The following is a 26101-nucleotide window of genomic DNA, read 5'->3' on the forward strand; positions in this document are numbered from 1 at the left end:
CGCACGCCGACGACCGGCCGCCGGCTCACGGTGGGGTCGCGAGCCGGCGACCGGGGTTCATGGGCGATCGACGGGGCGTGTGCGGCCGGCCCCGCGGACCCGATCGGATCCGCGGGGCCCGCTCCGGCGAATCCGGTGTCGGGTGGTCACGACGACCCGGGCTCCGGGTGGTCACGACGACCTGGTCCCGGCTCGACGATCCGGTCCCGGTCGATCTCGACGCCCCGAGCTCAGGTGATCGCGAAGTCGTCGCCGTAGACCGAACCCTGCGCGTACCAGCCGTGCAGGTAGACGGTCACCGAGCCGGATGCGCCGACGGTGAACGGCACCGTCAGCTTGGTCCACGCGGCCCCGGGCGAAGCCCACGTGCTGCCGCTCGCGCCGCCGCTGACGCCCAGGTAGGCGTAGTTCCCGCGGACCCAACCGGTGAGCGTGTGCGTCGAGTTCGGGGCGAGTTGCAGCGTCTGCCGGCACTCCCCGGTCTGCGCCGGGCCGGCCGCCGCCGCGATGGAGTGGGTACCGCCGTGCGCGACGGTGGTGACCACCGCGCCGCCCGGCTGGCAGGTCCACGGGCTGAGTGCGCCGCTCTCCAGGTCCGCGTTGAGCAGGCCGCCGCCGCCGATGACGGTGATGGTGAGCAGGTAGGTCGCGCTGTGCGTCGCCGAGGGACCCACACCGGTGACGGTCAGCGGGAAGGTGCCCGTTTGCGCGGTGGTGGACACGGCGATGTTCAACGTCGCCGACGAGCCCGCGTCGACCGACGTCGGGTCGACCGTCGCGGTGACCCCGGTGGGCACACCGGTCACGGTCAGCGCGACGTTCTGGGTGAGACCCGCGGTGACGCCGGTATTGACCGTCGCCGTGCCGGTCCCGCCCTGGGGGACGGTGCCGGACGCGGGTGCGACGAAGATGGAGAAGTCGTCGGTGGTCGGCCCGGAGGTGACGGTGAGCTGGTAGGTCGCGCTGTGCGTCGCCGAGGGCCCCACTCCGTTGATCGTGAGCGGATAGGTGCCCGGCGTCGCGGACGTGGAGGCGGCGATGTTCAACGTCGCGGACCCGCCCGCGGTGACCGAGGTCGGGGTGATCGTGGCGTTGACCCCGGCGGGCGCGCCGGTGACGGTGAGCGCGACGTTCTGCGCGCTGCCGGCCGTGACCGCCGTGTTGATCGTCGCCGAGGTGCTCGCGCCCTTGGCCACCGAACCGGACCCGGGACTGGCCGCGAGCGAGAAGTCGTTGGTGACCGGTCCCCCGCTGGTGAAGGGCGCGAAGGTGCGGGTGAACTGCCACAGCTCCTGCGGGATCCCGGAGCAGTTGTCGGCCGCCCCTCCGCCGGGGCAGTTGCCGTTGTCACGTTGCAGGGCCCACATCGACAGGGTGCTGATGCCCTGTGCCTTGGCCCAGTTGTAGACGGTGACCGCGTCGGCGGTGGTGAAGGTCTCGGCGGGGCCGAAGTCGTCCACGCCGGGCATCACGGTGACGCCGACCATGGCCCACAGCTCCGCCTGGGTCTTGGTCGGGTACAACTGCGCGAGTTGGTTCTTCAGGCCGGTCGCCGCGGTCTTGGCGTCTTCGGCCATCTGGTGCGGCTGGTTGTCGTAGTAGTCGAAGGTCATGATGTTGACCACGTCGACCTTGGTGCCGTTGGTGACCGCGTTCTGCAGCACGGCCAGGCCGCTGGGGGCCAGGCCGTGCGTCGTGGTCGGCAGGGTGTACTGGATCTGCAACGGCCGGCCGGTGCTAGCCGCCCAGGCCTGTACCTGCTTGAGCGCCTTGTTGCGGCGGTCGATGCCGGCGGTGTTGGTCAGCGAGTTGTCCTCGACGTCGAGGCAGATCCGGGTGAGGTCGTAGGTCGAGATGACATTCTGCATGGCGCCGGCGATCGAGTTGACGTTGGTGCAGCTGTCCGAGATCTCGGTACCGGTGTTGCCCGCGGTGTAGCCGCCGAAGGACGGGATGACGTCGCCACCGGCCGCGCGGATCGTGGCGATGTCCGCCCCGAACGTGGACTGCGAGATCGGCATCCCGGTGTCGCCGTTCCAGTACGGCGTGCAGGATCCCCGGCTCGGGGTCTGGATGAAGGCCATGGTCAGGTACTTGGCGCCGGACTGCGCGGACAGCGTCGCCGGGCTCTCGCCGGTCCATGCCTCGAAGTACGGCGCGAACACGCGGGCGGGTATCGGGGTACCGAGGGCCTGGCGCGCGGCGGCGGGCGTCGCGGCGGCCGTGGCGGTCGTGGCGGTCGTGGAGGCGGTCGTCGGCGCGGCGGGTACGGCGGGCGCGGCGCCGGCTGCGGACAGCACGAGGCCCAGCGACGCGGCCGCCGTGGTCAGCGCGGTCGCCAGGGCGCGAAGCGGATGTGGTCGTCTCATCGGTGCTCCCGTATTCGAAGGGACGGGAAGGGACGGTGCCGGGTGGGACGGGACGGTGACGCGAGGCGGCGGATCCGAGACGGGATGCGGTGCGATGCGCCGCCGAGCGGCATGCGCGGGGTGCGGCCCGCGGTGTGCGCGGTGCGGGGTGCGGCGCGCGGGATGGTGCGGCGGAGGCGGGGTGCGTGGGTGCGGCGTCCGCGGTGCGCGGGGGCGGCGCGCAGCGTGGTGCGGCGAGGTACGGGAGCGTGGGCGGGGTGCGTGGGGCGGCGGGGTCGCGCGGGGAGTTGGCCCACCTCCGGCCCGGCGGCGGCCGTCGGGTTGGTCGGGCCCGTCGGCTTCGTCCGGACCGGAGGTGGCATCTGTGGGGCGTCGGCGCGTGGTTCAGCGCCGCGCGTGGGCCTCCCGGCGCCGGTTGCTGAGCACCATGACGCCGCCGCCGAGGATGATCAGCGCGCCCGTTCCCGCCGCGCCGACGGCGACCGCACGCGGGACGCCGGCGGGGCCGTTGTCCGACACGGCCGCGGCGACCGGGGCCTCGTGGATGCTCTGGTGGTTGGTCCCGGCCGGTTCGATGTACGGCGCGCCGGTCTCGTGCGCGAGCGGCGCGGTGGCCGCGTTCACCCGTGCGGCGGCGGGCGCGGCGCCGAAGACGACGTCCGAGCACGAGTAGAACGCCTCGGGACTGTCCGTGCGTTGGTAGACGACGTAGATCAGATGCCGGCCGGTCTTGCCGGTGGGCATCCGCCCGTTCATCACGAACGACCCGTTGTCCAGGGGCGGGTCGGTCTGGGTCAGGAACGGAGTGGGCTCCAGGTCCGACCACTTCAGCGGCACGGTGGGGTCGTAGCCGTCCCGAGTCACGTAGAACTCGAACGTGCCCCGGTGCGGGGAGGTGGCCCGGAACAGGAAGTTGAACGTGCTGCCCGCGGCGACGGCGGTCGCCGGCCAGTCGGCGCGCGCCTGGTCGAAGCCCTTGTACTTGTCCCGCCCGGCACTGCACAACTTGCCGTCGGGAATCACTTGACGATGCCGGCCGGCAACGTCCGCGAGGTTGACCTCGTTCCAGTCGTACACGGGCTGCGTGCCGCCGATCGCGACCGCGGCCTTGCACGCGGCGGACGTCGGGTTCTCCGGATTCTCGGCACGACACGTGCCGGTGCGGCTGAGCGGATTGCTCAGCGTGCCGTGTGCCTGGGCCGTGCCGGTGGAGAGCGCGGCGATCGTCAGGGGCGCCAGACAGCAGGTCGCGGCGAAAGCCGCCACCTTGCGGCGAGACATCATGAAGCCCTCCGGGTAAGGGAGTTGCCGAAAACGGGGACGTGCGGGAGGCCTCGTACGGGAGCCCTCGGATGGGGCGGATCGGCGCGGATGGGACGGTCGGCGCGGATGGGTGGGTCGGCACGGGTGGGGTGGGTCGACACAGGTGGGACGGGGATCCGCGACGGCCGCGACGGATCCCGGTGTTCCGGCATACGGGTGCCGCCGCCTGCGGTCCGGGGGGACAGGTATAGACCAATGGCGTGGCGGTACTCAGAGTCGCCGTGCTCGACCGGTCGCGCAAGAGCGCGGAGCGGGTCTTTCCGAGGGGAACGGGCCGGGAGGGCTTCATTACCCCCCAACCGACGTGTCGCGAACTCCGTCGAAAACTCGGGTTGGCCTGCATCGCTCTATTTCTGACACACCATCAGATGTGTCGTCATTGTGGCGAGGAAAAATTTCCCGCGATCCGCCGCCGCCTTGCCAATACTTGCCGGACGGCCCGAAAAAGTGCCCGCGCACCTATGGACGGGAACAGGGTTGGTATAGACCATTGTCCGTGCAAGGAGGCAGCGACAGCCCACCGTCCGGCCGCGAGCGGTGGCGCACGCCAACCGGCGGCGCGCGCCCGGCATATCCCGCCTCCGCGTCCCACACCCCACGTCTCCCGTCCTCCCGACTCGTGTCCCCCACTCGCGTCCCAGACGTGTCCAGGAGCCGGCTCGATGATCCCTGTGTTCCGCGCACCACACCGCAACTCGCCTTCTCTCAGGCCTCGTTCGTCACAGAAGACGCATCCCCACCGCACCCGAACGGGATGGCGCGCACTCGCCCGGGTGCTGGCCGCGACCGTCGTCGCACCGATCGCGCTGGTGGTCCTGCCCGCCGGTGCCGCCCACGCCGCTGCTCCCGAGGCGACCTTCGCCAAGGCGTCAGACTGGGGTTCCGGCTTCACCGGGCAATACACGATCCGCAACCAGGGCACCGGCACGCTCACCGGGTGGCGGGTCGAGTTCGACCTGCCCGCCGGTACCACCGTCGGTTCGTACTGGGACGCCCTCAAGACCGGATCCGGCAACCATCACGTATTCACCAACCGCGACTACAACGGCACCCTCGCGCCCGGCGCCTCGGTCACCTTCGGCTTCCTCGGCGCGGGCCCGGGAACTCCCGGCAACTGCACGCTCAACGGCAACCCGTGCGTGGGACCGGCCGTGCCCGACACGACCCCGCCCAGCACACCGAACGACCTGCGCGTGTCCACGGCCGGCCCGTCCGCGCTGGCCCTGACCTGGACGCCGTCCACCGACAACGACCGGGTCGCGGGCTACGACGTGTACGTCGCGGGCGTGGCGACCACGAGCACGGCCGCGCCGGGCGTGACCCTGTCCGGGCTGACCCCCGGCACCGACTACCCGATCAAGGTCCGCGCGAAGGACGCATCGGGCAACGTCTCCCCGTTCACGCCCGAGCTGATCGCCCGCACCACGACGGGAGGCGGCGACCCGCCGCCGGGATCGGTGCGCAGCGTCCCCTACATCGACATCACCGCCGCCGGCCCCACCCTGACCGACGTGGCCGCGGCCACCGGCCGGAAGTTGTTCACGCTGGCCTTCGTACTGGGCAGCAACAGCGGCTGCGACCCCAAGTGGGGCGGCACGATCGCGCTCGACGAACCGCGCATCGTCAACCAGATCGCCGCGCTTCGCGCCCAGGGCGGTGACGTCGTGGTCGCCTTCGGCGGAGCGGCCGGCCCGTACCTGGAGGCGTCCTGCGGCAGCGTCGACACGCTCGCCGCCGCCTACACGAAGGTCATCGACACGCTCGGCGTCAGGCACCTCGACATCGACATCGAGGCGTCCATCCCGATCGGCACCATGAACAAGGCACTGGCCAAGGTGCAGCGCGATCGACCGGCCACCACCGTCGGCTTCACCCTGATGATCCAGGGCGACGACTACGGCCTGACCCCGGCACTGGGCGTCGACCTGCTCGAGAACGCGCGCGATAACGGGGTTCGGGTGGACGTCGTGAACGCGATGACGATGGAGTTCGGTACCTCGCGCCCGGTCTGGGGCGACGCGGTGATCGCCGCGGCCGAATCCACGCTGCGTCAGATGAAGGAGATCTGGCCCACCAAGTCCGACGCCGAACTCAAGGGCATGCTCGCGGTGACCCCGATGATCGGACGCAACTTCAACGGCAAGATCTTCGTCCAGTCGGACGCGACCAAGCTGGTCACCTGGGCGAACACCAACCACATCGGCCGACTGGCGTTCTGGTCGGTGGGACGTGACAACGGCTCCTGCCCCGGTGGCGGCGTCTCGCCCACGTGCAGCAGCATCAGCCAGTCGCCGTACGAATTCACCAAGCTCTTCGCGAACTTCACCGGCTGACCCGGACGACCTCGCATCGGTCGACCCCCTTTCGGCCGGTGCCTCCCGAGCCCGGCGGCGTCCACGCGACGCCGCCGGGCCACACTCCTTTCGGGGCGGGCTGACCGTCCTCGGGTCCAGGCGGGCCCGGGGTTACTTCGTCCAAAGGCGGTCGGCTCCACGGTGATCGGTCCGACGGGAATCGGCCCGAAGGGGGTCGGCCCGAAGGGGGTCGGCCCGAAGGGGGTCGGCCCGAAGACCCGTCACGGGTTGTGGAACCGCACCTCGGGATCGGCCGACGTGGGACCCGTCAGCCAAGGCTGGGGAACGCACTTCAGGTGGAGTTCGAACAACGCCCCGACGTAGGCGCGGGTCAGGTCCAACGCGCGACGGCCGGTGAGGGTGGGCGGTGATGGGGTTCCGGGCGGGCCGATTTCGTCGAGGAAGACCGGAATGTCGGTGAAGCTGTAGTGGTTCGCGCCGGCCACGGTCAACCACCGCTTCCAGCCGTCGAGTCGACCCCACGCCTCGTCCCAACTGCGGTCCCTGCCACCGGGACGGTGGATGTCGTCGTCGGTGCCGAGCATCAGGAACGGCCGTCCGTGCAAGCCCTCTTCGGGTACGGCGGAGTGGAAGGCACCGTCGATGTTCAGCCCCGCCCGGCTGCGCGGATCGAGCGCCATCGCCGCCGCCGCGCTCGCACCCCCGATCGAGTGGCCGACCATGCCGATCCGGCCGCGGTCGATCAGGGCGGCGTACCGCCAGGCCGGGCGTGATCCGGTGAGCCGATCCAGGACGAAGGACACGTCCTTGGCCCGCCCCGCCGTCACCGCCGCGAGATCCGCTTCGGTCCGCACCTTCGCGCACGCGACGCACGTGAGCATCCGCCCACCGGGAAAGGCCGTGCCCACGGACTCGTAGGCGTGGTCGACGGCGGCCACCACGTACCCCCGACTCGCGAGTTCCTCGGCCGCCCCGGTGAGCGTGAAGGCCGAGACACCGAATCCCGGGGACAGCACCACCAGCGGAAACCGGCCACGCGCGGGCCGCGCGTCGACCGCGACGTCGATGCCGGTGGCGCTCAGCGTCTCGGCCGGGAGGACGCCGCCCATCCCCCGATCCGCCACGAGCAGCCGGGCCTCCTCGAGCGTGGCGTAGCGCGCGGGCGTACCGGTGCCGGGCCGGGCGGGATGGAACATGGCGACCATCAGTTCACGCGCTTCGGCCTCCGGTACCCACGGGTCGCGCCGGGATCGGTCGACGAGGTGCAGGGTTTCCCGACCGACGGCATGGAGGCCGGTGGGACGGGGCAGCGAGGTGCGCGGGGCGGCGGTGGCGCCGACGTACACCCGCGTCGTCGTGGTGGTGGTCGAGGTGGCGGCGGAGGCGGCGGGCGATGCCGCTGTCGTGGACAGGGCCAAGGCGAGTACCAGGGAGACGGCCAGAGCGAACGGTGCGGCCCTCCGGCGGGCTGGGGATCCGGTCATGGTCCGATCCTGAGCCTCTCCGGTGCTCGCGCACATCGGCCGACCGGTGCACCGCCGCGGGCGATCCGGATACATCCTGCGGGCCACGCGACCCTCTCGCGGACGACGGTGGCCGTGACCCGTTCGGCCCGCCCGCCGGAGCACGGGCCACCCGCTCCCGGTGGGCGGCGTACGTCGTCCCCACGGGGCCGGCCGGACCACCTCCGGGTGGTTCGGCACGCTCCTACGGCGTGGCGCGCGCCCGGTACCGCACAACCGGGCCGAATCATCGGATAGTTGGACGAAGGCGATCCCCGGGCATCGGTCGCCGCCGTGAGCGATGCCGCCCCACTTGGGAGAAACCCCGTGTCCGACACGCAGTTCACCTATGTCCTGTACATCCGCACCACCCCCGAGGTGTTGTGGCACGCGCTGACCGACCGGACCGAGATCAGTCGCTACTTCGACGGCTCGGGACCGGAATCCGACTGGCAGGTCGGCTCGCCGGTCCGCTGGTCGATGGCACCCCGAATGGCTCCCCGCGACGCCGGCCAGGTGGTCCTGACGGCCGAACCGCCGGTCCGACTGGCCTACACGTGGCACAACTACGAGCCCGAGATCGGCGAGATGTTCGGCTGGAGCCCGGAACAACTGGCCGAACACCGCCGGGAGCCGATCTCCCGGGTCTCCTTCGACCTGGTACCGCTCGGCGAGGTGGTCGCGCTCCGCGTCCTGCACGAGGGCTTCGCGGCCGATTCCGAGATGCTCAAGAGCGTTCGCGAGGGCTGGCCGATGATCCTGTCCAACCTCAAGACGCTCCTGGAAACCGGCGAACCGCTGCGCTTCGGCGCGTAGCGCCGATCGGGCGGAGGTCACAGGGAAGGCCGACAGCCTGCGAAAGGAGCACCCTCCGATGACCTCTCTGTCCCTCGCCGCGATCCTCGCCGAGGCGGCCCTGCGCAGGCCCGATCACATCGCACTGGTCGAGGGCAACCTGCGGATCTGCTTCGCCGACCTGTGGCACCAGGCCCGGGTGCAGGCCGCCACACTGATCCGGATCGGGGTACGGCCGGGCGACCGGATCGCGCTGATGGCACCCAACACCGCCGAATTCCCGCGCGCCTACTACGCGATCCTGGCCACCGGGGCCGTGGTCGTCCCGGTCCACCTCCTGCTCACCTCGGACGAGACCGCGTACGTGCTGCGCGACAGCGGCGCGAAATTGCTGCTGTGCCACGACAGGCATCGCACGGTCGGCGAACCGGCGGCCCGCGCAACCGGGGTGCGGATGCTCACGATCGGGCGGTCGGAGGAGGTGGGCGGCCCGGTCCCGAAGGATCCGGGGGTCGCGAGGACCGAGGAGGTCGCGGGAACCGAGAAGGTGGAGATTCCGGGAACCGAGGGGGCGGGGATCACGGGAACCGAAAGGATCGCGGAAGCCGCCGTCGCTCCGGAGCGGTTGGAGGAACTGGGCGAGGCGATCGAGCCGATGGTCGGGTATGCCACCCGCGCTCCGGAGGACCCGGCCGTCGTGTTCTACACGAGCGGCACCACCGGCACGCCCAAAGGCGCCGTGCTCAGCCACCTGAACCTGGTCATGAACGCGACCGTCAACGCACTCGACGCGAATCACAGCCTCCCGGACGACATCGCGCTCGGCGCGCTGCCGCTGTTCCACGCGTTCGGCCAGACGGTGAGCATGAACTCGACCTGGCGGGTGGGCGCGACCCTGGTCCTGCTGCCGCGCTTCGACCCCGTGACGGCGATTGCGCTGATGGTTGCCGAGGGCGTCAACACCTTCCACGGCGTGCCGACGATGTACACCGCACTGGTGGAAGCCGCGCGCACCGCACCGGCGTTGCCCGAGCTACGCCTGTGTTTGTCCGGCGGCGCGTCGCTGCCCGTACCGGTGTTGGAACGGTTCCAGGCGGCGTTCGGCGCCGTCGTGTACGAAGGGTACGGCCTGTCCGAGACGTCCCCGACCGCCGCCGTGAACCAGGAAGTCTTCGGCGCCAGGCCCGGCACCGTCGGACACCCGGTGTGGGGTGTCGAGGTCGAGATCGCCCGGGCCGAGACCGATGACGCGATCGAACTGCTGGCGCCGGGCGAGTCGGGCGAGATCGTCATCCGGGGCCACAACGTCTTCACCGGCTATCTGAATCGCCCCGAGGCCACCGCCGAGGCCCTCGTGGACGGCTGGTTCCGCACCGGGGACCTGGGCACCAAGGACGCCGACGGATACGTCACGATCATCGACCGCAAGAAGGACATCGTCATCCGAGGCGGCTTCAACGTCTATCCGCGCGAGATCGAGGAAGTCCTGCTCCGCCACCCGGCCGTCGCCCAGGTCGCGGTGATCGGCCTGCCGGACCGGCTGCTCGGCGAGGAGATCTGCGCCGTGATCGTCCTCGACCCGACCACCGACCCGCCCCCGACCGCACCCGAACTCGTCGCCTGGGCCCGGGATCGCATGGGCCGCCACAAATATCCGCGCCGCGTCGAGTTCGTCACCGAACTGCCCATGGGCCCGAGCCACAAGGTACTCAAACGTGAACTGCGAGCACGATTCGGCGGCTGAGGAGGGGTGGACGGGACGCGAGCGTCGCGACAAGGCGACGCTCGCGTCCCGTCCACTCGATCCCGGCGGGTCGATGACACGGAGCGACGGCTCGGGTCGACGACTCGGAGCCACGCCACGCCTCGGAGCCACGCCGTGGATCGCCGTTTACCGGCCGATCATGAACGCGTCCGGCCGCAGCGCGCGTTCGACGATCCGCACGTCGCCCACCCAGGCGTTGATCGTCTGGTCGAGCTTGCCGTCGTACGCGTAACCGCCCAGCATCCACGGCAGGTTGAGCGTGGTGAGGCCGATCGAGCGTGCCGTCGGGTTGCGCACCACCGGACAACCGTCGACGTACATCGTGGTCTGCCGCGCGTCGTTGACCACGGCGACGTGCCACCACGTGTCCAGCGCCAGCTCGTGGCCCCAGTTCGTCGCCGACCCATCGCTGTTCAACGGGTAGACGCACCACTGGAGTTCACGGCCCCCGGACAGACTCAGGGTGACCACCGGCTCCTGGGGATCGCCGTTGGGCTTGCGGGCCTCGCCGCTCATGCCCCAGCGGCTCAGCAGCGCCGACCAGGCGTCGCGGCCCCCGTCCCAGTCGGCGGGCAGCTTGAAGAACGCCTCGATCGTGTATCCGGAGCGGAACGTCGCGGTGTTCAGCGGGGCTCCGGCGGCGGTCTGGAGGTGGCCGCCCCGCAGCGGGGACTTGCCGCCGGCCAGCCGGATGCTGCCGTGCCCGGGCTGATCGGGATGGTACTGGTGGGACCAACTGACCCCACCCGCCGCGGCTCCCGGCGCCGGCACCAGGGTCAGGTCGTTGCCGCGCCCGGACAGGTCCGCGAAACGCTGCGCACCCGGGATCGGCGCGCCGTCCTGATGCGCGCCGTCGAAGCGCCAGTAGGCGACCGTGCCGGGCACCACCATGCGCTGGGCCGGGCGGGCCGGGCGCTGGGGTATCGGGGCGAACCGCGCGAAGCGCTTCTCAAAGTCGATCGGTACCGAGAAGTAGTCCTGCGGTCCGGTCAACTCCATCTCCCGGCGCTCGAGTTCGTTGAGCCCGCGGTTGCTGCGGCCGAGAATCCACGGGGAGAGCGTCTCGACGTCGATCGTGTCGCGATCGAGGTCGAAGTGGTAGAGCCGGATCATCGCGGCGCCGCCGAAGTAGCGGTTCTGGTAGTTGGTGATGTGCAGGTGCACGTCACCACCGGCGTCGTTGCGCTGCGTAGTGCGACCGGCGGGCCAGTAGTGGCCGTTGAGCGTGAGGAAGATCTGATCGCTGCTCTTGATCAGGTCGTTCCACAACTGCCTGCCGTGCTCGGAGAATTCCGCCTCCTGCCCCGGCCGGTCGGCCGAGACCAGTTCGTGGGTGGTCAGGATCACCGGCGTGTGCGGGTGCTCGGCCATCACCTTCTTCGCCCACGCGATGCCGGCCGGCGAGGGCCGCCAGTCCAGCGCGAGGACGAGCCATTCCCGGCCCGCCGCCTGGAACAGGTGGTAGGTGTTGTATCCGTCCGGGGTCGCGCCGCCGAAGGAACGCTTGCCGCGGAAGCGCTGCGGGCCGAACGTGTCCAGGTACGGTGACCGACCGCGCCGGTCGTCGGTGTTGGAGTCGATGTCGTGGTTGCCGGCCATCACGCTGTACGCGACGCCCTTGCGGTCCAACAGCTCGAACGCCCGGCCGATCCCGTCGAATTCGGCCTTGCGGCCGTTTTGCGTGAGGTCGCCCAGGTGCGACATGAAGACGATGTTGTCGTCGCGGGCGTGCTCCAGGATGTACCGGAAGGACGCCTCGATCGGGGCGGTCGTGATGCTCGCCTCGTCGAACATGTACTGCGTGTCGGGCATCACCACCAGCGTGAACCGCCGACTGTCCCGATCCGGACGCCAGTCCGGCAGGTGCTGCGCGTCCACCGCCCCGGCGGCGGCGGCTTCGTCGTCGGCAGCCGCGGCGGCGGCCGGCGAGATGCCCACCGCACCCACCACGGCGGCGCCGGCACCGGCCAGGGCGGCGGAGCGCAGGAACGCCCTCCGGGCGGGCCCGGACAACGGTGTGACGGGCTGGGCGCAATCGTCGTCGTGCTGTTGGCACATGGTGGATCTCCGGCGCTGTCGGTTGGGGGGCATGCGCACGGTATTGGGTGGAAAACCCATGTGGATCATCCGTACCGCCAACAGCGGACGTCGACCGTGTGAATTCGGCGCCGTGGTGTGGCGGGGGCGGCGGGTGTGCCGGTGGTGGGGAGGGGCTGGGTGCTGAGCTGCGCTGTTGCGAATGACGGCAGGGGTTGGCACGCGTGGCCGGGCGGGCGGGCCGGATGCTCAGGCCCTCGGGTGTTCGGGTACTCGGGTACTCGGGAAGTCGGGAAGTCGGGCGTTCGGCGCAAGGGACGGGAACGAGTACGAACGTGGGTCGTGGGCCCGTGTGCGGCGGGCGGTGGCCGACGGACGACGGGCCGCGTCCGGGCTTCCGGCATCCGGCATCCGGACGTGTGGACCCGGGTCGCGCGGATGTGCCGGGGTCAGTGCGGGTGGCGGTCTTCGCGCAGAGGGGTGCGCAGGAAGGTCTGGACCACCCCGGTGAAGGCGTCCGGGTCGACCGCGTGGATCAGGTGGCCGGCCGGGATGGTCACCACCCGGGCATCGGGAAGGCGACGGGGCCACTCGGTGATGCGCTCGTGCGGGATGTGGCTGGTCGAACCGCCGGCCACGACGAGGGTGGGGGCGGTGATCCGGCCCAGGCGGTCCCACCACTGCGGGTCGGGGTTGTCGATCTGCTTGCGGATGGCGACGACCATGTCCCAGTCGAAACCGAGTTCACCTTCGGGTCGGTTCGGCGGCACAGCCTCGCGGGGCAGCGGGACGGAGACGTCCTCCAGGACCAACCGGCCCACCCGATCGGGGTGTTCCTGCGCGAACAGGTAGGCCACGATGCCGCCCATCGAGTGCCCGATCAGGTCCACCCGCTCCAGGCCGAGCGCGTCCAGGAAGCCGACCAGGTCGTCCCGCATGAGTTCGAGCGAGTAGTCGCCCGGCCAGTCGCTGCGACCGTGCCCACGCAGGTCGACCGCGTACACCCGCCATTGTTCGGCCAGGATCTCGGCTGTCCGGGCCCAGTCCCGCGCGTCCTCGCCGAGCGCGTGCAACAGCACCAGCGGCGGGGCCTGCGGCTCGCCCCACACGTCGTGGACCAGGCGGATCCCGTCGACCTCGACCACGCGCGACGCACCACCGGACGCACCACTCGACACACCACTCGATCGCCCCATATCGGGACCATATCGATGGCACGCACGTCACCGAAACACGTTCGCTTCGCGCCGAACCGGCACGCCGGCGCGCCTCCCGCGTGGTACGGCCGCTCGCTCGGGGCGATCGGGCGTGGGCGTACCGCGCGGAAGGGCGGTCCGCTTTGCCGGGAGTGGGTCAGATCCAGCCGTCGAGCGACTTCAGGAACGCGTCGAAGTCGTCGCGGTGGATGCAGTGCGCGACGTCGTCCACCACACGCACCTCGAAGCCGTTCGCGCGCAGCTCCTCGTTGAGCTCGGGCGTCATGATGAAGCTGTTCGCCGCGGACTGGACCAGACTCGGCACCACCGGCGCGGCGGGGACGTAGTCCCCGTCGAAACCGCCGAGCTCGCCCAGGAAGCTCGGGTCGAACCTGCGGAAGCCCTCCAGCTCGGCCCGTACGTCCGCCTCGGACCACCTCGGGTTCATCGCACGAATACTCTCCGCGGAGGCGTTGGCCACCATCGCCCGCATCCCCTCGAAGGCCCCGGCGGGCACGGTGGCAAGCCGAAAGCCCGGGTCGGAGTACACGGCTTTCCGCGGCCGCAACCGCTCGACGGCCAACGACAGCGCGAGCGCGCCGAGCGAATGCCCGATCGCCACATCGGCGCCCACGGGCAGGCTCTCGACAAGGTCGTCGGCCATCAACTCCGACCTGTACTCGCCTCGCCCACTCAGCCCGTGCCCCCGCAGGTCGGGCGCGTACACCCGATACCCCCGCGCCACGAGCACGTCCTCCAACGCGTGCCACGTCCCGTGATCCGACATCCCGCCATGTACGAGCAGCGCGACCTTGTCCCCGTCCCCACGCTCATGAACATGCAACTTCACAACGACCCCTTCCTCTCCGACCCACCCGACCGACCGACCGACCGACCAAGCTGACACGATTCAGCAATCCCGTCGAGATGCTACTCCGCCCCCACCCAAACCACCAGACACCCCACCCCGCCCCACCAACCCAACGACAGCCGACAGCCGACAGCCGACAGCCGACAGCGGAGCCACAGCACGGGCAGCAGCAGGCCCGACGACGAAGCCGAAACGCGCAAGGCCGTAGCGGGCGGTCAGGCGGCGGGTGCCGATACCGGGGAGCCCCGGCGCGGGAGGCCCCCGCCGCCGGGTGGGACGACGCTCTGCGCCGGGCGCGACGGTCTGCGCCGGGTGCGTCGGGGTGCGTCGGGGCGTCGTCCGAGGACGGGTTCGGGGGGCGCGGAGCGTGGGTCGAGGGCTCAGTCGGCGGGTGGGGCGATCCGGATTCGGTGGCTGTCGTTGTCGGAGAGGAACCCCGCCAGTTCCTGGCCCTGTTCGGTGACGGCGGTGCGGTCGGCCCGGGAGAAGGGGCGCAGTTGGGTGACGACCACGGTGTCCGTCTCGACGGTCCAGGTCGCGGCGACGCGGCCGTCGACCAGGACGACGCGCGCGCCGGCGACGGACAGGCCGCGGTGTTCGTAGTCGATGATCCGAGTGCGGTCGTGGTAACCGAGGATCGCGTTGTCGAACGCCGGCAGGAACCGTACCGGGGCGGGCGTTTCGGGATCCGGACGCGGCGCGTCGGCGAGGTCCAACAGCTCTCGGCCCCGTTCGTCGCGGAAGCTCACCAGTTCGTCCCGAACCGCGGCGATCGCGGCCGGCAGCCCGGCGAGCCCGCACCAGGCGCGCAGGTCGGCCGAGGCGGCCGGCCCGAACGCGGCCAGATATCGCCGTACCAGCGCCCGCCCCACCGGATCGGAGCCGTCCGGCGCCGGCGGGTCCACCTCGCGCCCCAGCCAGGTGGCGACCGGGAGGTGGCGTACGCCCGCCCTGGTGCGCCACACTCCGCGCGGCGGCAGTTGCGTCATCGGGACCAGCGCGCTGATCACCATCTCGCCCAGCGCCCGCGGTTGCGTCTTCGGCCACGTCTCGGCGAGCGCCCGCGTGATCTCCGCCGTCGTGTGGGGTTCGCCGTCGGCCATCACCGCCCGGCCCGCCACGGCGAGCGCGTCGAGGTCCACGCCGTCGAGGTCGCGACGGTAGACCCCGAGGACCCGTTGGCGCAGCATGTCGTCGTGGCGCGCCCGCCAGGCCAGGACGTCCTCGGCGGTGACCAGATGCACGGTGCGACGCATGAGAGCGGTCCGTACCACGTGCCGTCCCGTCAACAGCCCCGAGAGCACCGCCGGATCGAACGCCCGCAGCCGCGACCAGAGCCCGACGAACGGCTCCTGCGGCTCCTGCGCCTGCAGACCACACAGATGCGCGACGGCGTCCAGGGCCGGTACGTCCGCGCGATCGAGCAACAACTGCCGGGCCAGCGTCGCGCGGTTGAGCGCCCGCGTGTCGAGAACGGTCATCGCCCGCACACCGCCGCACCCTCGTCGACGGCTCGCCGGCGCCGGAACGCCGAGGCGATGCGCGGGGCAGAGTCGCAGGACCGGCCGCACGTCATCGTGCCCGGGCGGTGCGAACCGACCCGCGTTCGGGTCCGTCCCAGGGGCCGCATCCTCATGGTGGTTGTTCCCTTCGATGGCTTGTCGGTGCCGGTCACGGCTTCGCCGGTCCGCTCGACACTCCGGCGGTCCGCCCTCGTCACGTTCGTCGTTCTTGGTTCGTCGTTCTTGGTTCGTCGTTCTTGGTTCGTCGTTCTTGGCTCTTCAACTGCCGTCCCGCCGCGATGCCGCACCCGCCACAGGAGCGCCGCCCGGCAGCGTGATGGGGAGGCCGGACGACCCGCTGCGCCTCCCGCATCACGCTCGCCGCTCTCACCCGTTGTACGGACTCTCCACGTCCAGCACCCAGACGACGCCGAAGCGATCCGTGAGCATCCCGTAGAGCGGAGCCCACTGCGCCGGGGCCAGCGGCTGCACGATGCTCGCCCCGACGGAGAGCCTCTCCCAGTACACCGTGATCTCCTTCGTGTCCTCACCGCGAAGGGAGACGAAGAACGAGTTCTCACCCCGATCCCACGGCATCTCCGAGGGCACGTCGTACGCCATCACGTGGAAGCCGTTGTCCGCGACCACCTGACCCCACATCACCTGCCCGGCCTCGGCGGGGTCCGACACGTTCCCGGTGTCCCCGTACGTGACGACGGCGATGTCACCGCCGAACACGGACCGGTAGAACTCGAGCGCCGCCCGAGCCTCGCCCCGAAAGTTCAGATGAGTGACCGACTTGACCGACATTCCTGGCTCCTGACCTTCGATGATCGCCTTCTCCGGACGCCATGCGGCGCCCGCCGTACCGAACCGCGGACCACGGACCACGCACCGCCGTCGGCGCGCCGCGGAGCACACGCCGCGCACCGCTCATCACGGACCGCAATCAAGCGGACGGCGTCCGGCCGATGGCGGTGACCCGCCCGGTCCGTCCGTTCCGCCCGTCCGGCCCGAGATCACAGTCGCAGCAGAAGAGGTCAGGATGTGGCCGCTTCTCCGGGCATCATGGAGCTATGCAGAAGACCTCGGCCCGACTGCTCTCGCTGCTCTCGCTGCTCCAGGCACGCCGGGACTGGCCCGGGGCCCTGCTGGCCGAGCGCCTCGACATCAGCCCGCGCACCGTGCGCCGCGACGTCGACCGGCTGCGCGAACTCGGCTACCCCATCGTGGCCTTCAAGGGACCCGACGGCGGGTACCGGCTCGACGCCGGCACCGAACTCCCGCCGCTGCTGTTCGACGACGAACAGGCCGTCGCCCTCGCCGTCGCCCTTCGGATCGCCACCACCACCGGTGCCGGCATCGAGGAAGCCGCCGCACGCGCGCTGACCACCGTCCGCCAGGTCATGCCCGCCCGCCTGCGCCGTCGCATCGACACCTTCGAGGTCACCGCCGTCGAGCGATCCACGGCCCGACCGAACCCACAGGTGGACAGCGGCGTGCTCATGGCCCTCGGCGCCGCCGTCCACGCCCGCGAAGTGCTGCGCTTCGACTACGCCCCCGCATCCCCGCCACAGGCCGGCGCGGGCGAAGGCAACAGCGACGAAGGCAACGGCGACGACGACGGCCGTCCGCTCCCGCCTCCACGCCGGGTACAGCCCCACCACATCGTCACCTGGAGCGGCCGCTGGTACCTCGTCGCCTGGGACCTCGACCGCGAGGACTGGCGTACCTTCCGCGCCGACCGGATCACCCCGCGTACCCCTACCGGACCCCGCTTCACCCCGCGCGAACTGCCCGGCGGGGTCGACGTATCCGCCTTCGTCGCCGGCCGGTTCCACGGCTCCGACAACTCGGACGACTGGCCCTGCCGCGGCGAGGTGATCCTCGACCTGCCCGCCGCCGAGGTGTCCCGCTACAGCCGCGACGGACTCGTCGAGGAACTCGGCCCGCACCGCTGCCGGTTGCTCCTCGGCTCGTGGTCGTGGCCCGGTCTGGCCGCCACCATCGGCGGATTCGACGCCGACATCGAAGTCGTCGGCCCAGCCGAACTCAGGGACGCCTTCGCGCACTTGGCCCGCCGCTACGCCGAAGCCGCGACCACCACACCCACCACGCAAGCCCCGACCCGAGCCGCCGAGCGTCCCGACCCCGCAGGTTCGGACGCCGACCCGGATTCGGAGACCGGCCCGGGTTCGGAGCCCGGCCCGGGTTCAGAGCCCGGCCCGGGCCAGGATGCGGGACATCGTCGCCTCGGGTAGTCGGGTGTGCCGAACCACCGCCTCCGTGACCTTGGGGTCCGGGTCGCCCAGCAGGGCCAGAGCGCGTGGTCGGCTCAGATGGGCGTTGCCGGCCGCACAGGCGCGCACTCGTGGCTCGGGATCGTGGCTCAGGCGTTCGACCAGGTCGGGCGAGCTCCGCCGGCTCAGGGCCGCGAGTGCGCGCAGGTGCGGGTCGCGGGAATCGGCGAACCGGCGCAGCGCCGCCGACGGAAAACGGGGATGGTCGATCGCGGGCCCGCCCGGCCCCCGGCGCAGCGGCGGAATCCGGCCGATCAGGGGTTGGGTCGGGGCGTCGGGGTGGTGCTCGGCCAGGATCCGGCGTACGCGGTGATCCTGGTCGGTGGCGAGCCGGGCCACGGCGTACGGGGGAAGCGCCGGGCTCTGCGCAACGCTGCGGCGGAAGGCCGGATGCGGGCTGTCCAGGTAGCGCAGAAGCAGGTCGACGTCGTCGAGGCGATCGACGAGCCAGTCCACCGTGTCCACGGCGTCCGCCGGCCACGGGCGAATCGCCGCGCTTTCCTCGGGCCCGACGTCCGGACGCAGCGCGACGCGGCTGCGGACCGTCGCCGACACGTCCGCGGCGAGCAGCGCGCGGGTCGACGCGGGCAGGGCCGGATTGGCCGCGAGCGCAGCGCGTACCCGCGGATCCGGGTGACCCGCGAACTCGTCCGCCTCAGCCGCGTCCAGCGGCGTCACCAGCGCGAACCGCCGGGCCGACGACGGGTCGTCGAGCAGCGCACGGCGCACCTCCGGGGTGGGCCGATGGCCCGGTACGTACAGCGCGAGGTCGCGGCGCGTGGCCTCGTCCGCGGTGGTTCCGAGCGTGGCCCGAGCGGCTGCCGGGAGCGTACTCCAGCGCTGCAACAAGCCCATTCGGACCAGCCGGTCCCGGTCCCGGGACAGCAACTCGGCCAGGTCGTCCGGGAGATGGGGGACGAGGGTGAGGACCCGGCGTACCTTCGGATCCGGGTCGATCGCCAGGCGAGCGTAGACGGCACGCGGGAGTTCGGGAACGTCATCGATTCCGCCGATTCCGCCGAAGCGCGCCTCGACGCACGCGCGGCGGATCGCCGGATCCGGATCGGTGTGCAAGGCGATCCGAATCTCCGCGGCCCGATCGGATCGATCGAGCAACCGCTCACGCACGGCCGAATCGGGATGGCCGAGCAACCGCCGTACCACCGTCTCGGGCAACCCCGCGCGCCCACCGAGGGAAACGAGCGTGAGCGCGTCCTTACTCTCCGCCAACCGCCCCAACAAGGCGTCCGGGGTGTGCGGATTGACGGCCAACATCGCGACCAACCGAGCCCACCGCTCACCGGATCGCTCGACGAGGCCCCAACCGTCGACGCCGGAACCAAGGCCGTCGCGGTCGCCGTCGTCGAACTTCACCACGAACTCCTCTTATCCATAGGCCAGTTACCACCCAAAGCCCGGTCGGGTGGGATGCCGCCCAGCAGGATCCGACGGCGGACGGCCGACGCGCGGCACGCCACACGCCACACGGCGCACGGCACGCGACACGCGACACGCGACACGCCAATGGCGTCACACTCTCCGCGCTCCGCGGCAACACATCCCGCGCCCCGACCTCGTGACCCGCTCCCCCGTCACTCCGCCGGGCAACCGTGCCGCGTGCTCAGAAGCCGAGCGACTGGTCGCCCCTCTCGCCCGTCGCCTCGGAGGCACCCGGGGGCTCCGTCCCCTCCCCGGGCCCCGTCGCATCCGGCGACGGAACGCCTTCGAGCCGGAGCAGGTTGGCCAGCAGCCCCGGGAACCGTTGATCGAACTCGGGTTCACGAAGACGCAGCAGCATCCCGGTACCGGTATTGCGTTGCACGATCAGGCCCGCCTCGCGCAGCACCTTCCAGTGGTACGAGCGGGTGGACTTGGTCCCGGGCACCGCGAACACCGAACACGGCTGCTCACGGTTCGGATCCGCGGCCAGCGCGACCACCACCGCACGCCGGTGGTCGTCGGACAGCGCGGCGAAGACCGCGCTCAACGGCACGTCGTCGAGCGACGGGTGGTGCATCTGGACGGGCATCCCGCATCCGCTCCTTGCTTCGACCCCACGGTTGCCGGCGCATGCCGTGGGTGTCTACGGTACCTGGGTACGAAGATTTTCGAACCACCCGATGCGGAGCCATGCCATGACGAACACCCAACCCGCCCCGATCCGACCCACCGTCGCCGTACTGGGCACCGGCATCATCGGCGCCGCCATCGCGCGCAATCTGTCCCGGGACGACTTCCCGGTGCGGGCGTGGAACCGTACGCCCGACAAAGCCGCGGCGCTGACCACCGACGGCGTGACGGCGACGGCGTCACCCGCCGACGCGGTCACCGGCGCGGACATCGTGCTCACCGTGCTCAACGACGGCCCACGCGTCCTGGACGCGATGCGCGCGGCGGCACCCGGACTGCGTCCGGGCACGGTGTGGGTGCAGATCAGCACGGTCGGCGTCGACGCGCTGGACGACCTGGTCACCTTCGCCCGCGAACACGAACTGACCCTCGTGGACGCCCCGATCCAGGGCACCCGGGGCCCCGCCGAACAGGGACAGTTGGTCGTCCTGGCGGCGGGCACGCCGGAGATCCGGGAAGCCGTACAGCCGCTGTTCGACACGATCGGTCGGCGCACCCTGTGGGTCGGCGAGGACGGTACCTCCGGCGCGGCCACCCGACTCAAGCTCGTCCTCAACACGTGGGTCCTGGCGCTGACCCACGGCGTCGGCGAGGCCCTGGCCCTGGCCAAGGGCCTGGACGTGGACCCGCAACTGTTCCTGGACGTCGTCGGCGGCAGCCCGATGGACAGCGGCTACCTCCACCTCAAGTCCGCCGCCATCCTCTCCGACGACTACACCCCCAGCTTCTCGGTGGACAACGCGGAGAAGGACGCCCGCCTGGTGCTCCAAGCCGCCGAACACGCGGGCATCCGCATGGACGTGGTCGCAGCCGGTGCCGCCCGCTTCCGCCGCGCATCCGAACAGGGCCACGGCGGCGAGGACATGGCAGCGGCCTACTTCGCCGCCTTCGACAAGTAACCCCGCCTCCGCGCAACGCCGTTCCCCTTCCATAATCGCCCCGCTCCCGACCGACCACCGCTCCCCACCACCGGCGACCGCGCCGGGGGTGGGGTGGGCTGGGTCGGGATGGGCCGGGCCGCCGGCCGAAGCCCGGCCGGGACCGGGAGTTCATCCCGGCCTGCGCACACCCACGCCCACGCGGACGACGATCACCGGCACGTATTCGCCGAGTTCACGTCCGCGTGGCCGGCCTGGCCGCGCCCGGGCGTAGGCTCGACGCCATGGGTGGATTCCTGGGATTCCTGACGGTAGTCGGTTGCCTCGGCACGATGTTGGCCTGCTGCGTATGGCTGGCCGCCCACGTTCGCCGCCGAGGCCTCGCCGGCGCGGCCATCCGCGGGGCCATGGCGTCCTACGACGAGGCGCTGCACGGCACCGCGAACGACGCGCACCTCGAGATCCAAGTCCAGGCGCAGCGCAAGGTACCGATGCGTTCCCCCGACGACCCGTGGCATCCCCACCAAGCCGAACTCACCCGCCCGAACCCGCCGCACCGTCGTGCCCACACCCGACGGCCCCACCGCCCGCGCCCCCTCCCCCGCCTTCTCCCCCGCCTCGTTCGCCGCCACCCGCGCCACTGAGCGGGCCCGTCCGGCGACGATGCCGGGCGCGAGCGGTGAGGCGGCGGGCAGCCCCGTTTGCGCGGGCCGGTGCCTGTGCCGCACCGGGCGCACCCTCGGCCACGACGCGGGCGCTGATCCGTCAGGCGGGCTGGACGGTGATGGTGCAGAGGCGCTTGGTGGCCCGGGTCAGGGCTACGTACAAGTCCCTTTCCCCACCGGGGCGGGCCGTGATGATCTCCTCGGGGTTCATGACGACCACCCCGTCGAATTCCAGGCCGCGCGCTTCGGATGCCGGCACGATGCGTGCGTGTCGTGCGATGCCTTGGGCCGTCAGTTCGCCCACCCTGGTGTCCGCGCAGAGCACTCCCAGAAGCTCGCCCGGGTACGCGGTGCTCTGGGCTCGGAGTTCCCGGGCGACGGCGGCGACCAACCCGTCCGGAGGCGTGGTCACGGTGCGAGGGCTCTCACCGCTTCGCGGTGACCGGGTCGGCTTCTGGTCCGGAGCGATCCGCGCGAGCAGCTCTCGGACGCTCGCCAGAATCTCCCGCGTGGTGCGGTAGCTGACGGTCAGGTTGTGCAGTTTGAACCGCGGTCCGACGTGCGGGCTCAATGCCTCCTTCCAGTCGCGTGCTGTCGCGACCGGGCCGGCCTGGGCGAAGTCGCCCACCAGAGTCATCGCCCGTGCCGGGCAGCGGCGGACGATCATCCTCCACTGCATGGCGGTCAGCTCCTGCGCCTCGTCGACGACGACGTGCCCGTACGTCCGCTCCGGCGGGCCGTCGACCAGGCTCGCGGCCTCGTCCAGCAACGGCACATCGGCACGGGTCCACGGGTCGTCCGGACCGCGCAGCAGAAGTGACCGCTCCTCCGCGGTCGATCGGGGCAGGCGCTCGGCGAGAGCGTCGGCGTTCGTCAGGAGCGCCTTCACGAGGTCACCGGGTACCAGCCGCGGCCACAACACCTCGACCGCTCGGTCGACGCCGGCGTCGTCGAGGAGATCGGCCCGGATGGCGTCCAGGTCCAACTCGTGGACCGGACCCGGGTCGGTCGCACCTTCGGCACGGCGCCGGGCGGCACCGGTGAACCGGTCGAGGTCCATACCCGTCATCGCGGCGGCATCGGCGTCGATCTGCTCCAGAAGGTCGCCCATGTCTCGTTGCATCGTGTCGGCGACGGCGTCGACCAGGAGCTCTTTGAACACCTGGCGTGCGGGGTTGTGCCCCGGTGCGGCTGCCACGGCGGCGTCGCGTGCCGTGGCGACTTCCTCGCCGGACAGGTGAACCGGTTCCCGGCCGACCCGCACGGTGAAGTCGCCATGGGGAGCTTGGTGGACGCGCAACAGGCCGGCCAGGGCATCGGCGAGGTCGGAACCGCCCTTGAGACGCGCCGTCTCGAACGGGTCCACCGTGTCGGTGGACACTCCGGCCAGCTCGTGGCAGGCCGCCAGGACGACGTCGTTCTCACCGAGCGAGGGAAGGACCTGGGAGATGTAGTCGAGGAACCGGGCATTCGGGCCGACCACCAGGACACCTTGCTCCGCGGCGCGCGGGAACGCGTACAGGACGTACGCGGCCCGGTGCAGGGCGACCACCGTCTTGCCTGTACCGGGCCCGCCCTGCACCACCGTCACCCCGCGGTGGGCGGAGCGGACGATCTCGTCCTGCTCGGCCTGCAGCGTCGCGACGGCCGCGTGCATCCTGCCCGTACGCCGTGCCGACAGAGCCTCGGTCAACGGGCCGTCACCCACGACGTCTTCGTCGGTCGGGGCGGATCCGTCGAGCAGTTCGTCGCTCACCGAGACCACCGTGCGCTCCTCGAGGCGCAGGTGTCGGCGGCGGCGCAGATTCATCGGGTGCAACGGCGTCGCCTCGTAGAAGGGCCGCGCCGCGTTCGCGCGCCAGTCCACGAGCAGAGGCAGCTCGTCGTCCTCCGTATGCAGACCGATCCGCCCGATGCGCAGGGCCGTGCCATCCGTCCAGTCGACGCGGCCGAAGACCAGCCCCTTTTCGGCACCCTCCAGCCGACCGATTTCCTTGGCCAGACGCTCGGCGGCGATTTCTTTCTCATATGCCTCTTCGGCGCTTTCCGCCGGGGTCTTCAGCACACTCGCTCGGTGTATTCGTGCCACCGAAAGCCGCTCGGTGAGCAGCTCGTACAAGGTGGACACATAAACCCGCTCCGATTCAACCGCACGCACAGCAGGGTCGTTCACTTTCGACAACAGGAGGCTCCTTAGATTCGAGCCACATCGTACGGTCATGATTCCCGGAAAATAAGCCTTGACTTACTCGGGGGAATTTGCCCTTGCCCAGGTCAGCGCCCTCCTACCGTCATGACCGACGACGTCGATGATCCAGAGTTGTCCGCCGGGCCGGGCGGTGCGCCCGGCGGCAGCGGCAAGACCGAGGGCGTACGGGATCGCATCATGACCTCGCGATCGAATGAATCCTTGACGGCCGACCTGACCGTATGGCGTATCACGCATTCCGCCGTTCCGTTTATTGCCGGCTATTGCCGGTTGCGATTTCGGTGCCGCAGGGAGAGGTGTTGCGTGATGGCCGCGCCGGTGTGGCGCTCATGCACGCGCCGTTCAACTCCCTCACCGGGTTCGACAGCGAGGAACCGATGACCGAGGGGCAGATCGCCGTCCTGCCCGCCGGGCATCCCCTCGCCGCGCGCGAAACGCTCCTGCGGGTCCGCGCCGCCGTCGCGGCTCCAGCGTGCGAGACAGCTCCCGGAACCCCTTCGGGCCGCCGGCGCACCCGGCACCCGGCACCCGGCACCCGACACCCGACACCCGACACCGAAACGCAACCGCCCACCCGCCCAGGCCGGACCCCCGAAAAGGTTGCCGGGTCCCTCCTTGCCGTCCACCCAGCCTGCCTCAACGCCCCCACAGGCAACCTAAGTTGTGGCTTGGAACTTAATCCGCACCGCCACCCCACTCACCCGGGTTCGCGATCCGAAGACACTCGACCCCACCCGGCCCGCTTGATGTTGATTTCCGAAGAACTCGTCCACGAACAACCGGTTTTTGGTTCACCTACGTTTCCCAACCGTTACCGAAACCGGCATTTCTCAGGGGTTCCGGGGTCTGGCGAACGCCCGGTGGGCCTATTACGTTGTCGCCCACAACATTTAGGCAGGCATCGCCTTCACCTGTTGCAGATACCCGCTGTCACGCACCCCTCCGCATCCACCTGCCGCACATCGCACATCGCACATCGCGCGCCGCACCTCGCACGCCGCACCTCGCACGCCGAACAGCCCGCAACACCCGGCCGCACCGCCCCACCAGGCACCACCCCACCCGGCACCACCCCTCGACGACGCCTCCACGTCCCCCCGCCGGCCCCACCGGCGCGTGCCCGAAGGGATCCACCATGCGCAAGAGGTTCCTCGTGTCCGTCTCCGCCTGTGCCGTGCTCGCCGCCGGCACCCTCTCCGCCTGCTCCGACGACTCCGGCACCGGCTCGTCCGGCGCCACCAACGGCGGCGGCAAGAAGGCGAAGATCGGCGTGATCCTGCCCGACAGCAAGACGTCGGGCCGCTGGGAGACCAACGACCGCAAGTACCTCACCGAAGCGTTCAAGGCCGCCGGCGTCGACTACGACATCCAGAACGCACAGGGCGACAAGTCGCAGTTCCAGACCCTCGCCGACCAGATGATCACCAACGGCGCGACCGTCCTGATCATCGTCAACCTGGACAGCGGTACCGGAAAGGCCGTCCTGGACAAGGCCAAGTCGCAGGGTGTCGCCACGATCGACTACGACCGGCTGACCCTCGGCGGCAGCGCGCAGTACTACGTCAGCTTCGACAACGTGAAGGTCGGCACGCTGATGGGCCAGGGCATCGAGAAGTGCCTGTCCGCCGCCAACGCCCAGAAGCCCACCGTCGCGATGCTCAACGGCTCGGCCACCGACAACAACGCGACGCTGCTCAAGCAGGGCTACGACGCGGTGCTCAAGCCGAAGTTCGACTCCGGCGAGTACGTCAAGGGCCCGGACCAGGCCGTCCCGGACTGGAACAACACCGAGGGCGCCAACATGTTCGAGCAGATGCTCACCCAGTCGCCGAACATCTCCGGCGTGGTGGCCGCCAACGACGGCCTGGGCAACGCCGCGATCTCGATCCTCAAGAAGCAGAAGCTCAACGGCAAGGTCCCGGTCACCGGGCAGGACGCGGAGACCACCGCGCTGCAGAACATCCTGGTCGGCGACCAGTGCATGACGGTGTACAAGGCGATCAAGAAGGAGGCCGACGCGGTCTCCGCACTGGCGGTCGCGTTGGCCAAGGGCCAGAAGCCGACCGTGCCCGCCACCGTCCGCGACCCCGAGGGCAAACGCGACGTGCCGTCCGTACTGCTGGAGCCGCTGGCCATCTACAAGGAGAACGTCAAGGACGTGGTCGCCGACGGCTACGTCACCAAGGACACCCTGTGCACCGGAGCGTACGCCGCCAAGTGCACCGAGTTCGGCATCAACTAGCC

General features: G+C 70.8%; 18 protein-coding genes and 1 pseudogene. 8 read left to right on the forward strand and 11 right to left on the reverse strand.

Features of this window, described 5'->3' with window-relative positions; genetic code table 11:
• Nucleotides 1-230: 230 nt before the first annotated feature.
• Nucleotides 231-2369 carry a carbohydrate binding domain-containing protein gene (locus tag ACWCPW_RS16165; protein WP_449762176.1) on the reverse strand — a complete coding sequence of 713 codons (2139 nt, stop codon included), beginning with the start codon at nucleotides 2367-2369 and terminating at the stop codon, nucleotides 231-233.
• A 384-nt stretch (nucleotides 2370-2753) separates the two neighbouring features.
• Nucleotides 2754-3650 carry a lytic polysaccharide monooxygenase auxiliary activity family 9 protein gene (locus tag ACWCPW_RS16170; protein ID WP_449762177.1) on the reverse strand — a complete coding sequence of 299 codons (897 nt, stop codon included), beginning with the start codon at nucleotides 3648-3650 and terminating at the stop codon, nucleotides 2754-2756.
• Between the two features lie 815 nt (nucleotides 3651-4465).
• Here ACWCPW_RS16170 and ACWCPW_RS16175 point away from each other — a divergent pair.
• The gene (locus ACWCPW_RS16175; RefSeq protein ID WP_449762178.1) at nucleotides 4466-6025 is read left to right on the forward strand and encodes a cellulose binding domain-containing protein; all 1560 of its coding nucleotides are present in this window, start codon (nucleotides 4466-4468) and stop codon (nucleotides 6023-6025) included.
• 242 nt (nucleotides 6026-6267) lie between these two features.
• On the opposite strand, the gene ACWCPW_RS16180 is transcribed toward ACWCPW_RS16175, so the two are convergent.
• Entirely contained in the window at nucleotides 6268-7491 is a 1224-nt protein-coding gene (locus ACWCPW_RS16180) for an alpha/beta hydrolase family protein (protein ID WP_449762179.1), read from the reverse strand.
• Nucleotides 7492-7836: 345 nt separating this feature from the next.
• On the opposite strand from ACWCPW_RS16180, the gene ACWCPW_RS16185 reads away from it, so the two are divergent.
• Both ACWCPW_RS16185 and ACWCPW_RS16190 read left to right on the forward strand, forming a co-directional pair.
• The gene (locus tag ACWCPW_RS16185) at nucleotides 7837-8325 is read left to right on the forward strand and encodes an SRPBCC family protein (RefSeq protein WP_449762180.1); all 489 of its coding nucleotides are present in this window, start codon (nucleotides 7837-7839) and stop codon (nucleotides 8323-8325) included.
• Between the two features lie 58 nt (nucleotides 8326-8383).
• A complete protein-coding gene (locus ACWCPW_RS16190) occupies nucleotides 8384-10048 on the forward strand; it encodes a long-chain-fatty-acid--CoA ligase (protein WP_449762181.1) in 1665 nt (554 codons plus the stop codon).
• A 147-nt stretch (nucleotides 10049-10195) separates the two neighbouring features.
• On the opposite strand, the gene ACWCPW_RS16195 is transcribed toward ACWCPW_RS16190, so the two are convergent.
• From ACWCPW_RS16195 to ACWCPW_RS16215, 5 genes are all read right to left on the reverse strand, one after another.
• Nucleotides 10196-12127, reverse strand: coding sequence for a LamG-like jellyroll fold domain-containing protein (locus ACWCPW_RS16195; protein WP_449762182.1), 1932 nt, complete (start codon nucleotides 12125-12127; stop codon nucleotides 10196-10198).
• A 428-nt stretch (nucleotides 12128-12555) separates the two neighbouring features.
• Nucleotides 12556-13251, reverse strand: a complete 696-nt coding sequence (locus tag ACWCPW_RS16200) for an alpha/beta fold hydrolase (protein ID WP_449762183.1) — start codon at nucleotides 13249-13251, stop codon at nucleotides 12556-12558.
• Nucleotides 13252-13459: 208 nt separating this feature from the next.
• A complete protein-coding gene (locus tag ACWCPW_RS16205) occupies nucleotides 13460-14152 on the reverse strand; it encodes an alpha/beta fold hydrolase (RefSeq protein ID WP_449762184.1) in 693 nt (230 codons plus the stop codon).
• A 401-nt stretch (nucleotides 14153-14553) separates the two neighbouring features.
• Nucleotides 14554-15654, reverse strand: coding sequence for a winged helix DNA-binding domain-containing protein (locus tag ACWCPW_RS16210; protein WP_449762185.1), 1101 nt, complete (start codon nucleotides 15652-15654; stop codon nucleotides 14554-14556).
• 408 nt (nucleotides 15655-16062) lie between these two features.
• Nucleotides 16063-16485: a VOC family protein gene (locus ACWCPW_RS16215; RefSeq protein ID WP_449762186.1), complete on the reverse strand. Its 423-nt coding sequence runs from the start codon at nucleotides 16483-16485 to the stop codon at nucleotides 16063-16065.
• A gap of 266 nt (nucleotides 16486-16751) precedes the next feature.
• Here ACWCPW_RS16215 and ACWCPW_RS16220 point away from each other — a divergent pair, with 266 nt between their 5' ends.
• Nucleotides 16752-17936 (forward strand): helix-turn-helix transcriptional regulator, encoded by a 1185-nt coding sequence (locus tag ACWCPW_RS16220; RefSeq protein WP_449762187.1) that lies wholly within the window; start codon nucleotides 16752-16754, stop codon nucleotides 17934-17936.
• Here ACWCPW_RS16220 and ACWCPW_RS16225 read toward each other — a convergent pair.
• Together ACWCPW_RS16225 and ACWCPW_RS16230 are read right to left on the reverse strand one after the other, a co-directional pair.
• Nucleotides 17889-19349 (reverse strand): hypothetical protein, encoded by a 1461-nt coding sequence (locus tag ACWCPW_RS16225; protein WP_449762188.1) that lies wholly within the window; start codon nucleotides 19347-19349, stop codon nucleotides 17889-17891. The genes ACWCPW_RS16220 and ACWCPW_RS16225 overlap by 48 nt on opposite strands.
• Nucleotides 19350-19596: 247 nt before the next feature.
• Nucleotides 19597-20004 carry an ArsR/SmtB family transcription factor gene (locus ACWCPW_RS16230; RefSeq protein WP_449762189.1) on the reverse strand — a complete coding sequence of 136 codons (408 nt, stop codon included), beginning with the start codon at nucleotides 20002-20004 and terminating at the stop codon, nucleotides 19597-19599.
• A 106-nt stretch (nucleotides 20005-20110) separates the two neighbouring features.
• Here ACWCPW_RS16230 and ACWCPW_RS16235 point away from each other — a divergent pair, with 106 nt between their 5' ends.
• Both ACWCPW_RS16235 and ACWCPW_RS16240 read left to right on the forward strand, forming a co-directional pair.
• Nucleotides 20111-21004, forward strand: coding sequence for an NAD(P)-dependent oxidoreductase (locus ACWCPW_RS16235; RefSeq protein WP_449762190.1), 894 nt, complete (start codon nucleotides 20111-20113; stop codon nucleotides 21002-21004).
• Between the two features lie 263 nt (nucleotides 21005-21267).
• Nucleotides 21268-21627, forward strand: coding sequence for a hypothetical protein (locus ACWCPW_RS16240; protein WP_449762191.1), 360 nt, complete (start codon nucleotides 21268-21270; stop codon nucleotides 21625-21627).
• A 121-nt stretch (nucleotides 21628-21748) separates the two neighbouring features.
• Here the strand turns inward: ACWCPW_RS16240 and ACWCPW_RS16245 are convergent, their stop codons facing one another.
• The gene (locus ACWCPW_RS16245) at nucleotides 21749-23776 is read right to left on the reverse strand and encodes a HelD family protein (RefSeq protein WP_449762204.1); all 2028 of its coding nucleotides are present in this window, start codon (nucleotides 23774-23776) and stop codon (nucleotides 21749-21751) included.
• Between the two features lie 377 nt (nucleotides 23777-24153).
• On the opposite strand from ACWCPW_RS16245, the pseudogene ACWCPW_RS16250 reads away from it, so the two are divergent.
• Together ACWCPW_RS16250 and ACWCPW_RS16255 are read left to right on the forward strand one after the other, a co-directional pair.
• Nucleotides 24154-24297: pseudogene (locus ACWCPW_RS16250) on the forward strand (LysR family transcriptional regulator); the annotation flags it as partial.
• A gap of 695 nt (nucleotides 24298-24992) precedes the next feature.
• Complete coding sequence (locus tag ACWCPW_RS16255) at nucleotides 24993-26099, forward strand: sugar ABC transporter substrate-binding protein (RefSeq protein WP_449762192.1); 1107 nt, start codon at nucleotides 24993-24995, stop codon at nucleotides 26097-26099.
• Nucleotides 26100-26101 lie beyond the last annotated feature (2 nt).

The sequence above is a fragment of the Embleya sp. NPDC001921 genome (genome assembly GCF_053594475.1).